This window comes from Blastococcus sp. MG754426, assembly GCF_021699055.1.
GTDB lineage: Bacteria > Actinomycetota > Actinomycetes > Mycobacteriales > Geodermatophilaceae > Blastococcus.
In genome coordinates this window covers 1-13,752 of record NZ_SSXC01000095.1, presented here as the reverse complement: position 1 = coordinate 13,752, position 13,752 = coordinate 1, and the positions used below count along the sequence as shown (strand labels likewise).

At 75.2% G+C, this 13,752-nt stretch carries 10 protein-coding genes, 1 tRNA gene and 1 pseudogene; 5 read left to right on the top strand and 7 right to left on the bottom strand.

Annotated features, from left to right (window positions below):
• The 5 genes from E9549_RS20660 to orn form a co-directional block, all read right to left on the bottom strand.
• Positions 1–687, bottom strand: a 687-nt coding sequence (locus E9549_RS20660; RefSeq protein WP_236828468.1) for a DUF305 domain-containing protein, incomplete at its 3' end; no start/stop codon positions are given.
• 99 nt (positions 688–786) lie between these two features.
• On the bottom strand, positions 787–1,266 hold the full coding sequence (locus E9549_RS20655) for a DUF6153 family protein (RefSeq protein ID WP_236828467.1): 480 nt from the start codon (positions 1,264–1,266) through the stop codon (positions 787–789).
• Positions 1,267–1,345: 79 nt separating this feature from the next.
• On the bottom strand, positions 1,346–3,559 hold the full coding sequence (locus E9549_RS20650) for a heavy metal translocating P-type ATPase (protein WP_236828466.1): 2,214 nt from the start codon (positions 3,557–3,559) through the stop codon (positions 1,346–1,348).
• A gap of 310 nt (positions 3,560–3,869) precedes the next feature.
• A tRNA-His gene (locus tag E9549_RS20645) sits at positions 3,870–3,945 on the bottom strand.
• Positions 3,946–4,032: 87 nt separating this feature from the next.
• Positions 4,033–4,680 (bottom strand): oligoribonuclease, encoded by a 648-nt coding sequence (orn, locus tag E9549_RS20640; protein WP_236828465.1) that lies wholly within the window; start codon positions 4,678–4,680, stop codon positions 4,033–4,035.
• Between the two features lie 156 nt (positions 4,681–4,836).
• Between orn and E9549_RS20635 the strand changes: the two genes are divergently transcribed.
• Entirely contained in the window at positions 4,837–6,015 is a 1,179-nt protein-coding gene (locus E9549_RS20635; protein ID WP_236828464.1) for a hypothetical protein, read from the top strand.
• Positions 6,016–6,148: 133 nt separating this feature from the next.
• Positions 6,149–7,885, top strand: coding sequence for a hypothetical protein (locus tag E9549_RS20630; protein ID WP_236828469.1), 1,737 nt, complete (start codon positions 6,149–6,151; stop codon positions 7,883–7,885).
• 18 nt (positions 7,886–7,903) lie between these two features.
• On the opposite strand, the gene E9549_RS20625 is transcribed toward E9549_RS20630, so the two are convergent.
• Positions 7,904–8,530 (bottom strand): TetR/AcrR family transcriptional regulator, encoded by a 627-nt coding sequence (locus tag E9549_RS20625; protein WP_236828463.1) that lies wholly within the window; start codon positions 8,528–8,530, stop codon positions 7,904–7,906.
• 91 nt (positions 8,531–8,621) lie between these two features.
• Between E9549_RS20625 and E9549_RS20620 the strand changes: the two genes are divergently transcribed.
• From E9549_RS20620 to E9549_RS20610, 3 genes are read left to right on the top strand one after another with little or no spacing between them, the layout of a single operon-like run.
• Complete coding sequence (locus tag E9549_RS20620; RefSeq protein WP_236828462.1) at positions 8,622–10,235, top strand: carboxyl transferase domain-containing protein; 1,614 nt, start codon at positions 8,622–8,624, stop codon at positions 10,233–10,235.
• Between the two features lie 54 nt (positions 10,236–10,289).
• Positions 10,290–12,293, top strand: coding sequence for a biotin carboxylase N-terminal domain-containing protein (locus tag E9549_RS20615; protein WP_236828461.1), 2,004 nt, complete (start codon positions 10,290–10,292; stop codon positions 12,291–12,293).
• Positions 12,293–13,447: an acyl-CoA dehydrogenase family protein gene (locus E9549_RS20610; RefSeq protein ID WP_236828460.1), complete on the top strand. Its 1,155-nt coding sequence runs from the start codon at positions 12,293–12,295 to the stop codon at positions 13,445–13,447. The genes E9549_RS20615 and E9549_RS20610 overlap by 1 nt, the downstream gene beginning before the upstream one ends.
• 27 nt (positions 13,448–13,474) lie before the next feature.
• On the opposite strand, the pseudogene E9549_RS20605 reads toward E9549_RS20610, so the two are convergent.
• Positions 13,475–13,752: pseudogene (locus E9549_RS20605) on the bottom strand (hypothetical protein); the annotation flags it as partial.

The following is a 13,752-nucleotide window of genomic DNA, read 5'->3' as shown; positions in this document are numbered from 1 at the left end:
CTCGAACTCCGGGACGGGCCGGGCGTCGGCCTCCTCGACGGTCTCGGCCTCGCCGTTCTCCGCGATGTCCTGGATCAGCCACTCCATCTCGGCGATCTCGGCGTTCTGGCTGTCGCGGATGGACTCGGCCAGCGCGAGGGCCTCGGCGTTGCGGCCGTTCGCGGACAGCTCGGCGGCCATCTCCACCGCGCCCTGGTGGTGGACGATCATGCCGGTCAGGAAGAGGCGGTCGAACTCCGGACCGGTGGCGGACATCAGCGCGTGCATGTCGTCCGGGGACATCATCCCGCCGTCGCCGTGGTCCATGCTGCCCATGCCCTCGTCCATGTGGCCGCCGTCGGCTCCCCAGTCCCGCAGCCAGCCGGTCATCGTCTCGATCTCGGGGCCCTGCGCTGCCTGGATGCGCGAGGCCAGGTCGAGCACGCGGGGGTCGGCGGCGCGGCCTTCGGCCAGCTCGGCCATGGCGATCGCCTGCCGGTGGTGCGGGATCATCTCGCGGGCGAATGCGACGTCGGCGTCGTTGAACTCGGCCTGCGCGGCCGAGGAGCGGGCCGAGGAGGAGCCGTCGTTCATCATCGAGCCGTGCCCGGCCGCGTCGGGGCCGTCGCCGGCGCAACCGGCGAGGACGAGCGAGCCGGCGAGCAGAGCGGCGGCGAGGCCGGTCAGGCGTGCGGTGCTGCGGGTCATGGTGGGTCTCCTGGAGCTGCTGACGTGGAATGTGGGCGTGCGCGTGCACCGCCGCCGGGTCAGCGCGGTCGCTGGGGCGGGGCGGTGGAGGCGGTCGGCCTAGATCCGCAGCAGGCAGAGGGAGTGCAGGTCCGGCGGGCGCAGTGGCGCCAGGCCGGGGGAGACGTGCGTGCGCAGCCGCGCCCATGCCGCCGGCAGCAGCGTCAGCAGGCGGGGCAGCACCAGGGTGAGCAGTACTGCCAACCCGGCGGCGAGCACCGCCAGGCACAGCGCCCACAGGTGGCCGCCGGCAGCGGCCGGTGCGCCGTCGTGCCCGGCGCCGAGCAGGCCGGCCGGCGGGGCGGTCGCGACCGTCGCGGCGGTGCTGTGGACGCTGCCGTGGTCGCTGCTGTGCGCCGAGAGGTCAGGGCTCACCGCGCCTGTGTGCAGACCGCCCTCGGGTGGGCCGGGAAGGGCTGCGGCGATGGCAGCGGCGCCGTGGCCGGGAGCGTGCTCGGTGGCGGCAGTGGTGCACTGCAGGCCGTGCATCGCGAAGACGGCGGCCAGCAGCAGCAGCGCTGTCCATCCTCGTGCCGCCATGCCCACCCCCTTCCTCTGCGAGGCTACGACGCCCGCGGTCACCGGCCGCCGGGCACGGTGCCCGGCGGCGCGGAACCGGTCAGTGCCGGCCGGCGGTGACCTCGGCGACGCTGGCCTCCGGGCGCAGGTCCAGCCGCCGCAGCAGCTGGGCGTTGGAGGCCACGACGACGGTGGACAGGCTCATCAGCAGCGCGCCGACCTCCATCGGGAGGACGAAGCCGACCGGGGCGAGCACACCGGCGGCCAGCGGGACGGCGACGAGGTTGTAGCCGGCGCCGGCCCACAGGTTCTGCTGCATCTTGCGGTAGCTGGCCCCTGACAGCCGGATCACCGACACCACCGCGCGCGGGTCGGAGGAGGCCAGGATGATCCCGGCGGAACCGATCGCGACGTCGGTGCCCGCACCGATCGCGATGCCGACGTCGGCCTGCGCCAGCGCAGGGGCGTCGTTGACACCGTCGCCGGTGAAGGCGACGGCCCGGCCCTGGCGCTGCAGGGCGGCCACCTTCTCGGCCTTGTGCTCCGGGCGCACCCCGGCGAACACCTCGTCGATGCCGAGCTCGGCGGCCACCGCGCGGGCGACCGGCTCGGCGTCACCGGTGATCATGACGACGTCGAGGCCGAGCGCGTGCAGGGCCTCGACCGCCTGCCGGGACTCCGGGCGGACCGCATCGGCCAGGGCCAGTGCGCCGGCGATCTGCCCGTCGACGAGGACGTGCAGCACCGTCGCGCCCTCCTCGGCCCACGGGCGGGCGTCGGGCAGCGGGGCCAGGCCGTGCTCGGTGAGCAGGTTGGGGCCGCCGACGGCGACCGTGCGCCCGTCGACGGTGGCGGTGACCCCGACTGCGGCCGACGCGCGGAACTCCGTGGCCGGCGGCACGGGCAGGCCCTGCCGGCGGGCGGCGGCGACGATGGCGCGGGCCAGCGGGTGCTCGCTGTCGGCCTCCGCCGCGGCGGCCAGCGCGAGCACCTCGTCGTCGGTCCGGCCGAGCCCGGTGACGTGGGTGACCGCCGGCTCCCCCTTGGTCAGCGTGCCGGTCTTGTCGAACAGCACGGTGTCCACGGTGCGCATCCGCTCCATCGCCCCGCGGTCCTTGACCAGCACGCCCCCGCGGGCGGCTCGCTCGCTGGAGATCGACACGACCAGCGGGATGGCCAGGCCCAGCGCGTGCGGGCAGGCGATGACCAGCACCGTGATGACCCGGACCAGCGCGCTGTCCGGCGCCCCGTAGAGGCTCCACACGACCGCGGTGATCGCCGCCGCACCGACGGCGAACCAGAACAGCCAGCCGGCGGCCCGGTCGGCGAGCAGCTGCGCCCGGGTGGTCGAGGCCTGGGCCTCGGCGACCAGCCGCTGGATGCCGGCCAGCGCGGTGTCCTCCCCGACGGCGGTGACCCGCACCCGGATGGCGGTGTCGGTGGCCACGGTGCCGGCGACCACGGTGTCGCCGACCCCGCGACGGACCGGCTTCGATTCGCCCGTGATCATCGACTCGTCGACGTCCGCGGTGCCGTCGGCCACCTCGCCGTCGGCCGGCACGCGCCCGCCCGGGCGGACGACCACCACGTCGCCGACGGCCAGCTCGGCCGGCGGCACCGTGATCACCTGGTCACCGACGACCTTCTCCGCCTCGTCGGGCAGCAGCGCGGCCAGCGAGTCCAGCGCCGAGGAGGTCTGCGCCAGCGAACGCATCTCCAGCCAGTGCCCCAACAGCATGATCACGACCAGCAGCGCCAGCTCCCACCAGAAGTCCAGGTCGTGGGAGAGCACGCCGACCGTGGCGCCCCAGGAGGCGATGAACGCCACGGTGATGGCCATGCCGATGAGCAGCATCATCCCGGGTCTGCGGGCCTGGATCTCACCCACGGCGCCGGTGAGGAACGGCCGGCCACCCCAGACGTAGATCACCGTGCCGAGCACGGGGGAGACCCATCCCAGGCCCGGGAGGTCGGGCAGCGGATAGCCGACGATGCCGGCGAACATGTCGCTGAGCAGCACCGTCGGCACCGCCAGTGCCAGCATGAGCCAGAAGAGCCGGCGGAACATCGCCACGTGGTCGCCGTGGCCGTGCCCCATCCCGTGGCCGCTGTGGTGACCGTGGTCGGGGCCGGCCTCGCGGTGCCCGTCAGGGGCCGGGTGCGCGGCTGCGCGCAGTGGGTCCTCGACGGTGGGGCGGAGGCTGCCCGCGTCGTCGATGTCGGGCACTCCCTGCCCGTGGGTCCGGTCGTGGCCGTGCACGGGCGCCACCGCGCCGGCGCGTGCGTGGTCGGAACGATCCAGGGGATCTGACATCGCCTGCGACCTCCTGCGTCGAGTGCCTTCGTCGACTCCGGGGATGCCGTTCGGCTGCTCGGGTCGGCGCTGCTGACGTACGCGGTGAACATACCCCCCAGGGGTACCGGTCGCAACGGTCGGTGCGGGGGTGGGCGTGCGCCCGGGCGGGTCCCGGGTGTCACCGACCTCCGTCGGGGGCTGTCGGGGCGCCGGGCGCGGTGGCGTGATCGCTCCCGGTCTGCCCGTCGCGCGAAGAGGGCGGCGTGGTCCCGGTCGCCACCGGGAACGGGAAAGGCCCTGGTCAGCGAACTGACCAGGGCCTCTCCCGTGGGGTGAGTGACGGGGCTCGAACCCGCGACACCCAGGATCACAACCTGGTGCTCTACCAGCTGAGCTACACCCACCGTGACTCCGCCCGGGCGCACCGGCCCGGGGGAACGCGACAACGATACCGGAGGCCGCCACGCGACCTGCCGGGGGAGTCGCCGGGCTCAGGCGGTGCCGGCGTCCCCGGCCGCGAGCAGCCCGGCGAAGGAGCCGATCACGTGGTCGGCGGCCTGCTTGGCCTGGTCGCCGCTGGGGCCGGGCGCCGGCACGAAGAGGGTGCGCCGGTAGTAGGCCAGCTCGCGCACCGACTCGATGATGTCGGCCAGCGCCCGGTGCGCCAGGCCCTTGGGCGGCTGGGCGAAGTACACGCGCGGGAACCAGCGCCGGGCCAGCTCCTTGACCGAGGAGACGTCGACCATCCGGTAGTGCAGGTGGTCGTCGAGCTCGGGCATGTCACGGGCGAGGAAACCGCGATCGGTGCCGATCGAGTTGCCGCACAGCGGGGCGGTGCGCCGCTCGGGGACGAACCGCTTCACGTAGGCCAGGATCTGCTGCTCGGCCTCGGCGACGGTGAGCGTGGCGGCCCGGACGGCGTCGGTCAGCCCCGACTTCGCGTGCATCTCGGCCACGAACTCGGTCATGCCGTCCAGGTCGGCGTCGTCGGCGGAGATGATCAGGTCCAGGCCCGGGTCCAGGACGTTGAGCTCCGAGTCGGTGATGAGCACCGCGACCTCGATCAGCTTGTCCCTGGTGAGGTCCAGCCCGGTCATCTCGCAGTCGATCCAGACCAGGTGCCCTGCGCTCTCCGCCACGTCGCCCGACAGTACGCACCGCTCGCCACGACCGCCCCGATCACCCCTCGTGTCGACGCGCTTCCCAGCCGCTGCGACGGCGCGGCGCGGGCGGCCCGGTTTCGGTGCACGCGCCCGTTAGGGTCGCCCGAACGCCCGCCGTCAGGAAGCCCCCCCGTGTCCTCTGCACCCGCACCCGCCGCCACCCCCGTGCCCCAGGCGCCGGGCACGCTCCGCGCGGGCCTGGCCCACCCGATCGCCCTGGTGCGGTGGCTGTGGGCGGCCTACGTGACCCCGGGCCGGCCCGGGCGGCCCACCGGGCAGATCGAGCTGCGCTGGATCTACACCGCCTGGCTGGCGGCCTTCCTGCTGAAGATGCTCGGCTCCTCGTGGGACGTCTCCTGGCACTTCAAGTGGCTGCGCGACGACCTCGCGCCCCCGCACCTGCTCAACACCGTGGGCACCGCCGTCGTCGTCGCCCTGGTGCTGTTCCACAGCTACACCGGATACGGCGTGGACCGGCGCGCGCTGCGCTGGATGCAGGCCGGCACCGCGACCTTCCTGGTCGCCATCCCGGTCGACCTGGTCAACCACCGGGTCAACGGCCTGGACATCACCAGCTGGAGCCCCAGCCACGCGCTGCTCTACCTGGGGACGGCGATCATGCTGGCCGGCGCGCTCCGCGGCTGGTGGCTGTACGCCGCGCCGGGCCGCACCCGCGACCTCGTCTCGCTGGGGCTCTGGCTGTTCTTCGTCGAGAACGTGCTCTTCCCGAACCAGCACCAGGAGTACGGCGTGCTGTCGCTGGAGGCGTACGACGCCGGGCGGACGACGGCCGAGCCGTCGCTGCTGGACTTCGCGGCCGCGCAGGGCCAGTCGCCGGCGATGTTCATGCTGCCGGTGCCGTCGTGGGTGCACCCGGCGTGGCTGGTGTGCGCCGGCCTGCTGGCGCTGCTCGTCGCCCGCCGGGTCGTGGGGGTGCGCTGGACGGCGACGCTCGTCGCCGTGGGCTACCTGGGCTACCGCGGTGCCATGTGGCTCGGGCTGGTGGCGCTGGACTTCCCGCCGTCGGTGCTGCCGGTGGTGCTCCTCGTGGGCGCAGCGCTGGTCGACGTCGCCGTGGACCGGCGGGTGCCCGGCTGGCTGGCCGGCCCGGCGGTGGCCGCGGCGGTGTACGCCGCCGCTTTCCCGCTCCAGCAGCTGGGGCTGCTGCCGCCGTGGAACTGGTGGTCCGTGCTGCCGGTGGCGGTGGCGTCCGCCGCGCTGTGGGCGGCGGTCGACGCGCTGGCCGGCAGCACCTGGCTGGCGCGCTGGCGCACCGCCGAGGAGCCGGCCGCCACGGCCGTCCCGGCCTGAACCCGCCGCCGCTCCGCGCGCCGCGGAGCCGTCGCGCCGATGACGTAGCGTCGTCGTCGGCTGCCCGCGGGGGTCGCCGCCGGCCGGCGGTGGCACGGCCCCGACCGCAGAACCCGACCGCCCGGAGGACGACGTGCTGGTCCTGACCCCGGCGCCGCTGGAGACGGCGGGTGAGCGGGCGTTCTTCGGGGAGCTCGCCCGGTGGGACACCGGCCCGTCGGTCCGCGCCGCGGTCGTGGCGTCGCTCCCGCTGGTCGACGAGCCGCTCGGCCGACGCCAGTGCGACGCGGTCCTGCTGGTGCCCGAAGGCCTCGCGGTGATCCGCGTGGTCGAGGTGCTCCGGCAGTCCGGGGCGGTGACGGCGAAGCCCGAGGGGCCGTGGACGATCGCCGGCGGGTCCGGCCCCGAGCAGGTGCTGCACCTCGCCGGCGGTGGCTCCTCACCGCTCGACGGGCTGATGGCCGCCGGCATGGACACCGCCCTGAAGCTGCGCCGGGCCGGGCTGGAACCCGGCCGGATCGCCCGGCTCACGGTGCTGGTCGGCGAGATCACCGGGCTGGTCCCGGCCGACGGCGATCTCGGCGAGGGCGACCTGGTCGCCACGCTCGACCCCCGCTCGCTGCTGCTGGCCTTCGCCCGCGCCTCGCGGCACGCCGGCGTCGGCAACCCCCGGCTCTGGACCACCGCCGACGTGCGGGCGGCCCTGGCGGCGCTGGAGCTGCCGGGCCGCGGCCCCAGTGTCGAGGACCTCAACGGCGAGGCCTTCCCGTACTCGCCCTACGTGCTGCGCCGCCCCCAGCTGCTCACCCCGGCGGCGATGGCCGCCGCACCGGTGGTCGCCCCGCCGCCGCTCGACCCGCCGGACGCCGGCGAGCCCGGAACGGGTGCCGGCGAGGGCTCCGAGGGGCGCGCGGGCGAGGCGCTGAGCGCCACGGCGGTCGCCCGGGCGGTCGCCGCCTCGGTGGCCTCCGCGCACGCCGCCGCCGTGGCGGCCGCCGCGCCGACGGGGCAGCGCGACACCGTGGAGGTCGGCGGTGCGCCGGCCCCGCCGCGTACCGGTACGGGCGCGCCCGGCCGCCCCGACGCCGGGGATGCCGAGCCGCCGGTGCCGACCGGGCCGCGCACGGCGGTGCTCCCGGTCGCGTCGCCGGCCGACCGGCCGGCGGCCGGGGGACCGCCCGCCGAGCCGTCCGCGCGGCCGCCGCTCTCCCCGGCGTGGGGTGCCACCGCCTCGGGTCGGGGAACCGACCGGACGCCCGCCGACCGCCGCCGGACCGCCGTGCTGGCCGCGGCGGTGGCAGCGGTGCTGGTCGCCTGCGTCCTCGGCGCCTGGCTGCTGTCCGGCGACGAGCCGGCCGGCGACGAGGCCGCGGGTGGCGCGACCGCCGAGGTCCCCGTCGCCGCCCCCACGCCCGGCGAGGTGCGCGAGGTGGACGGCACCGCCTTCACCGTGGAGGCGGTGCAGGTCGACGACACCTGCGTCCGGCACTCCTACGGGGAGGTGGCCGGCTTCTTCACCGCGAGCGACTGCGTCGGGCTCTCGCGGGCGCTGTACTCGGCCCAGGTGGAGGGGATGCCGGTCGTGGTCTCGGTCTCCCGGGTGGCCATGGCCGACGACGCCGCAGCCCGCGCGCTGCGTGCGCTCACCGACCGGAACGGCAGCGGGAACGTCAGCGACCTGCTCCGCGAGGGGGTCACGTTCGACGGCGCCCCGGCGGCGCTGCGGTCGGCGCAGTACGCGAGCGCGGTCTCCGGCTCCACCGTCACCGTCGTCGAGAGCGCGTGGTCCGGAGCGGGCGCGGGCAGCACGGCGGCGCTGGACGAGGCGGCCTCCGACGGCCTGGCCCTGCCGGTGCCGCCTCCCGGGTGAGCGGGGCCGGGTCCTGCGTCAGGCGGTGGCCGCTGCCCAGGCCATGGCGCGGAGCAGCTCGCCCATCGCGGGCCGGTCGAGCCGGCCCGCGCTGTGCGGCGTGGAGTTGATCAGACCGAAGACGGCGTGGGCCCGGGCGCGGCAGGCCGCCGCCTCGGCGTCGGGGTGCACCCGCGCGAGCACGGCCACCCACACCTCGACGTAGCGACGCTGCAGCCGGCGCACCTGGGCCGCCTCGGCATCGGGCAGCGAGGTGAGGTCCCGGTCGTGCACGACGATGAGCGCCGGGTTGTCCAGCGCGAACTCGACCTGGAAGCCGATGAGCGCGCGCAGCTGGCCGGCCGGGTCGCTGCCGGCGGCGGCCACCCGCTCGCGCCCGCCGTCGGCGAGCCGCGCGCTGATCCGCAGCAGCATCTCGGCGAGCATCGCGTCCTTGCTGGCGAAGTGCCGGTAGATCGCCGGCCCGGTCACCCCGACCGCCGCCCCGACGTCGTCGACGCCCACCGCGCGCGAGCCGCGCTCGGCGAACAGCCGGGCGGCGGCCTGCAGGATCTGCTCGCGGCGCGACGGGCGGGTGGCGTCGGCGTGCAGCGCGCTGTCCTGGGCGGGGGAGCCCGGCTCCAGGCCCGTGCCGGCCGACGTCATGCCGGCGATGCTAGCCCGACCGTGAACACGCGTTAACCCCTCGACCCGGAGGGGTGGACCGCGACCGTGAACCGTGGTTAACCTCTGCCACGTGGATGCACCGGTGCTCTCCCACGCCTCGCCGGCCGACCCGGCGAGCGCCGCCCGCAACGCCGCGGCGCACGCCGATCTCGTCGCCGACCTGGCCGGCGAGCTGCGGAGCGTCGCGCTGGGCGGCGGTGAGCGGGCGCGCGAGCGGCACACCGCCCGCGGCAAGCTGCTGCCCCGCGAGCGGGTCGACGCGCTGCTGGACCCCGGCAGCCCGTTCCTCGAGCTCTCGCCGCTGGCCGCCCACGGCATGTACGACGGCGACGCACCGGCCGCCGGCATCATCACCGGCATCGGCCGCATCTCCGGCCGCGAGTGCGTCGTCGTCGCCAACGACGCCACGGTCAAGGGCGGCACCTACTACCCGATGACGGTGAAGAAGCACCTGCGGGCCCAGGAGGTGGCGCTCCAGAACCGGCTGCCGTGCATCTACCTGGTCGACTCCGGCGGCGCCTTCCTGCCGATGCAGGACGAGGTCTTCCCCGACCGGGAGCACTTCGGCCGGATCTTCTACAACCAGGCGAACCTCTCGAAGGCCGGGATCGCGCAGATCGCCGCCGTCCTCGGCTCCTGCACCGCCGGTGGCGCCTACGTCCCCGCCATGAGCGACGAGGCGGTGATCGTCCGGGAGCAGGGCACGATCTTCCTGGGCGGGCCGCCGCTGGTGAAGGCGGCGACCGGCGAGGTGGTCACCGCGGAGGACCTGGGTGGGGGAGACCTGCACAGCCGGGTCAGCGGGGTCACCGACCACCTGGCCGACGACGACGCGCACGCCCTCCAGATCGTCCGGCAGATCGTGTCGACGCTGGGCCCCCGCGAGCCGCGGCCGTGGGACGTCGAGCCGGTCGAGGAGCCGGTGCACGACCCGGCGTCGGTCTACGAGGTCGTGCCGCCGGACCCGCGCACGCCCTACGACGTGCGGGAGGTCGTCGCCCGGCTGGTCGACGGCTCCCGCTTCGCCGAGTTCAAGCCGCTCTACGGGCAGACGCTGGTCACCGGCTTCGCCCGGCTGCACGGGCACCCGGTGGGGATCGTCGCCAACAACGGCGTGCTGTTCGCCGAGTCCGCGCTCAAGGGGGCGCACTTCATCGAGCTGTGCGACCGCCGGAAGATCCCGCTGCTCTTCCTGCAGAACATCACCGGGTTCATGGTGGGCCGCGACTACGAGGCCGGCGGGATCGCCAAGCACGGCGCGAAGATGGTCACCGCCGTCGCCTGCGCCCGGGTACCGAAGCTCACCGTGGTCATCGGTGGCTCGTTCGGCGCGGGCAACTACTCGATGTGCGGCCGGGCCTACTCGCCCCGGTTCCTCTTCACCTGGCCCAACGCGCGCATCTCCGTCATGGGCGGGGAGCAGGCCGCCTCGGTGCTGGCCACCGTCCGCCGCGACGGGTTCGAGGCCCGCGGCGAGCAGTGGCCGGCCGAGGAGGAGGAGGCCTTCAAGGCGCCGATCCGCGAGCAGTACGAGTCGCAGGGCCACCCGTACTACGCGACCGCCCGGCTGTGGGACGACGGCGTGATCGACCCCGCGCACACCCGCACCGTGCTCGGCCTCGCGCTGTCCGCCTGCGCGAACGCGCCGCTCGAGGAGGTCGGCTATGGCGTCTTCCGCATGTGACCGCCCCGGCCATTCGTGCACATCCGGCCGCGTGGTCGGGGAGGGGTGAGCCGGGTGTTCGACACCGTCCTGGTCGCCAACCGCGGCGAGATCGCCGTCCGCGTCATCCGCACGCTCCGCGCGATGGGCATCCGCTCGGTCGCCGTGCACAGCGAGGCCGACGCCGGCGCGCTGCACACCCGGCTGGCCGACGTCGCCGTCCCCATCGGGCCGGCCCCGGCCGCGCAGAGCTACCTCTCCGTCGAGCGGGTGCTGGACGCCGCGGCCCGCACCGGCGCGCAGGCGGTGCACCCCGGCTACGGGTTCCTGTCGGAGAACGTGGAGTTCGCCCGGGCCTGCGAGGCGGCGGGCATCGTCTTCATCGGCCCGCCGGTCGCCGCGATCGAGGCGATGGCCGACAAGATCCGCGCCAAGCAGACGGTGATGGCCGCCGGGGTGCCGGTCGTGCCGGGCCGGACCGAGCCCGGCATGAGCGACGCCGAGGTCACCGACGCCGCCGTCGCCGTGGGGTTCCCGGTGCTGCTCAAGCCCAGCGCCGGCGGCGGCGGCAAGGGCATGCGGGTGGTGCGGTCCAAGGACGAGCTGCCCGACGCGATCGCCGGGGCGCGGCGCGAGGCGAGCGGCTCCTTCGGCGACGACACGCTGCTCGTGGAGCGCTACGTCGGCAACTCCCGGCACATCGAGGTGCAGGTGCTCGGCGACGCCCACGGCACCGTGATCCACCTCGGCGAGCGCGAGTGCAGCCTGCAGCGGCGGCACCAGAAGGTGATCGAGGAGGCGCCGTCCCCGCTGCTGGACACCGCGATGCGCGCCTCGATGGGGCGCGCCGCGGTCGAGGCGGCGAAGGCCGTCGGCTACACCGGCGCGGGCACGGTCGAGTTCATCGTGGACGCCGACCGGCCCGGCGACTTCTTCTTCCTGGAGATGAACACCCGGCTGCAGGTCGAGCACCCGGTCACCGAGATGGTCACCGGGCTGGACCTCGTGGAGCTGCAGGTGCGGGTGGCCGCGGGGGAGCCGCTGCCGATCGGCCAGGGCGACGTCTCCCTGGACGGGCACGCCATCGAGGCCCGGCTCTACGCCGAGGACCCGGCCCGCGGCTTCCTGCCCCAGGCGGGCACCGTGCTCGGGCTGGCCGAGCCCACCGGCCCCGGCGTCCGCGTCGACAGCTCGCTGGCCGTCGGCGGGCGGGTGGGGACCGACTACGACCCGATGCTGGCCAAGGTCATCGCCTGGGCGCCCGACCGGGAGACCGCGCGGGCGCGGCTGGTGGGGGCGCTCGGGCACACCGCCGTCCTCGGGGTGACGACGAACGCCGCCTTCCTGCGCGCGCTGCTCACCGACCCCGACGTCGTCGCCGGCCGGCTGGACACCGGGCTGATCGAGCGGCGCGGCGAGGAGCTGACCGCCGCCGGGGAGCCGCCGGCGCACGTCTACGCGGCCGCGGCGCTCGCGCTGCTGGTGGAGTCCGAGCCGGCCGGACCCGTCGTCGACCGCTGGGACGTGCCCGACGGCTGGCGGCTGGCCGAGCCCGCGTGGACGGTGCGGCGCCTCCAGGTGGCCGGCGCCGACCCGGTGACCGTGCGGGTGCGCGGCCGGTCCGCCGACGCCGAGGTGGCCGTGGGTGACGCGGCCCCGGCCCCGGCGCGGGCGGTGCGGGACGGCGACCGGCTGGTGGTCACCTACGGCGGCGAGTCGTCGTCCTACGTGCTCGTGCACTCCGGCGGCACGGTGTGGCTGGCGGCGGGCGGCCGGGTGACGGCGCTCCGGGAGCACGAACGCCTGGCGAGCTCCGCCGGGCAGGCCGGGGGCGACGGCGCCGTCACCTCGCCCATGCCGGGCACGGTGACGGTCGTGCGCGCCTCCGTCGGTGACGCGGTCGAGGCGGGCACCCCGCTGCTCGTCGTCGAGGCGATGAAGATGGAGCACGTGCTCACCGCCCCGATCGCGGGGACGGTGGCCGAGCTCGGAGTGACGGCGGGCCAGACGGTCGCGCTGGACGAGCGGGTGGCCCTGGTGACCCCGGCGGCCGGCGCTCCCGATCAGCAGGAGAACTGATGTTGGACTACCGGCTCAGCGACGAGACCGAGGCGCTGCGGAAGACCGTGCAGGAGTTCGCCCACGAGGTGATCGCCCCGCAGATCGGGGAGTTCTACGAGAAGGACGAGTTCCCGACGGAGATCGTGCGGCAGATGGGGGAGATCGGGCTGTTCGGCCTGCCCTTCCCGGAGGAGTACGGCGGCGCCGGCGGGACCTACTTCGACCTGTGCGTGGCGCTCGAGGAGCTGGCGCGGGTCGACAGCTCGATGGCGATCACCGTGGAGGCCGGCGTCTCGCTCGGCGCGATGCCGATCTACCGGTTCGGCACCGAGGAGCAGAAGCGGGAGTGGCTGCCCCGGTTGTGCACCGGGGAGGCGCTGGGGGCGTTCGGGCTGACCGAACCCGGCGGCGGGTCCGATGCCGGCGCGACACGCACCACCGCGCGCCTGGAGGACGGTCACTGGGTGATCAACGGCTCCAAGGCCTTCATCACCAACTCGGGCACCGACCTGACGGCGCTGGTGACGGTGACCGCGGTGACCGGCACCCGGCCGGACGGCGGCAAGGAGATCTCGGCGATCATCGTGCCGTCGGGGACGCCGGGGTTCACCGTCGGCCAGCGGTACTCGAAGGTCGGCTGGAACGCCTCGGACACCCGCGAGCTCTTCTTCGACGACTGCCGCGTGCCCGAGGGGAACCTGGTCGGGGCCCGGGGCCGCGGCTACGCGCAGTTCCTGTCGATCCTCGACGAGGGGCGGATCGCGATCTCCGCGCTCTCGGTCGGGCTGGCCCAGGGGTGCGTGGACGAGTCGGTGAGGTACGCGGCGCAGCGGGAGGCGTTCGGCCAGCCGATCGGGCGCAACCAGGCGGTGCAGTTCATGATCGCCGACATGGAGGTGCGGGCCTCCACCGCGCGGCTGGCCTACTACCGGGCGGCGGAGAAGATGCTGCGCGGCGAGCCGTTCAAGCGGGAGGCCTCGATCGCGAAGCTGTACAGCTCCGAGGTCGCGATGGACAACGCCCGCTACGCCACCCAGGTGCACGGCGGCTACGGGTTCATGAACGAGTTCCCGGTGGGCCGCTTCTACCGTGACGCGAAGATCCTCGAGATCGGCGAGGGCACCAGCGAGGTGCAGCGGATGCTCATCGCCCGGGACCTCGGCGTCGGCTGAGTCGACGGCCGCAGGCGTGCCGCGGCGTCAGCGCACGGCCGTCGATCCGGCGCCTGCGCGGCTCAGCGCGCGGGCGGTCTCCCACACCGGCCAGCCGAGCAGCCAGGTGACCGCGACGATGCCCACCGGGGCCAGCGGGCCCCACAGCGGGGAGTCGTCCACGCCCGGCCCGGTGACCGCGGCCAGCCCGGCGAGCACCCCCGCGGCGACGGCGGCGCCCAGCAGGAAGAGGCCGTAGTCGCGCCACTCCTTGCGCACCCGGGCCGACGTGCCGGACGGCGGCGCCGGGTGCGCAAGGAGTGGCG

Excerpts from the sequence above, each read along its gene's own strand:
- E9549_RS20655 (WP_236828467.1), bottom strand. The coding sequence starts at position 1,266 with ATGGCGGCACGAGGATGGACAGCGCTGCTGCTGCTGGCCGCCGTCTTC.
- E9549_RS20610 (WP_236828460.1), top strand. The coding sequence starts at position 12,293 with ATGTTGGACTACCGGCTCAGCGACGAGACCGAGGCGCTGCGGAAGACC.
- E9549_RS20650 (WP_236828466.1), bottom strand. The coding sequence starts at position 3,559 with ATGTCAGATCCCCTGGATCGTTCCGACCACGCACGCGCCGGCGCGGTG.
- E9549_RS20625 (WP_236828463.1), bottom strand. The coding sequence starts at position 8,530 with ATGACGTCGGCCGGCACGGGCCTGGAGCCGGGCTCCCCCGCCCAGGAC.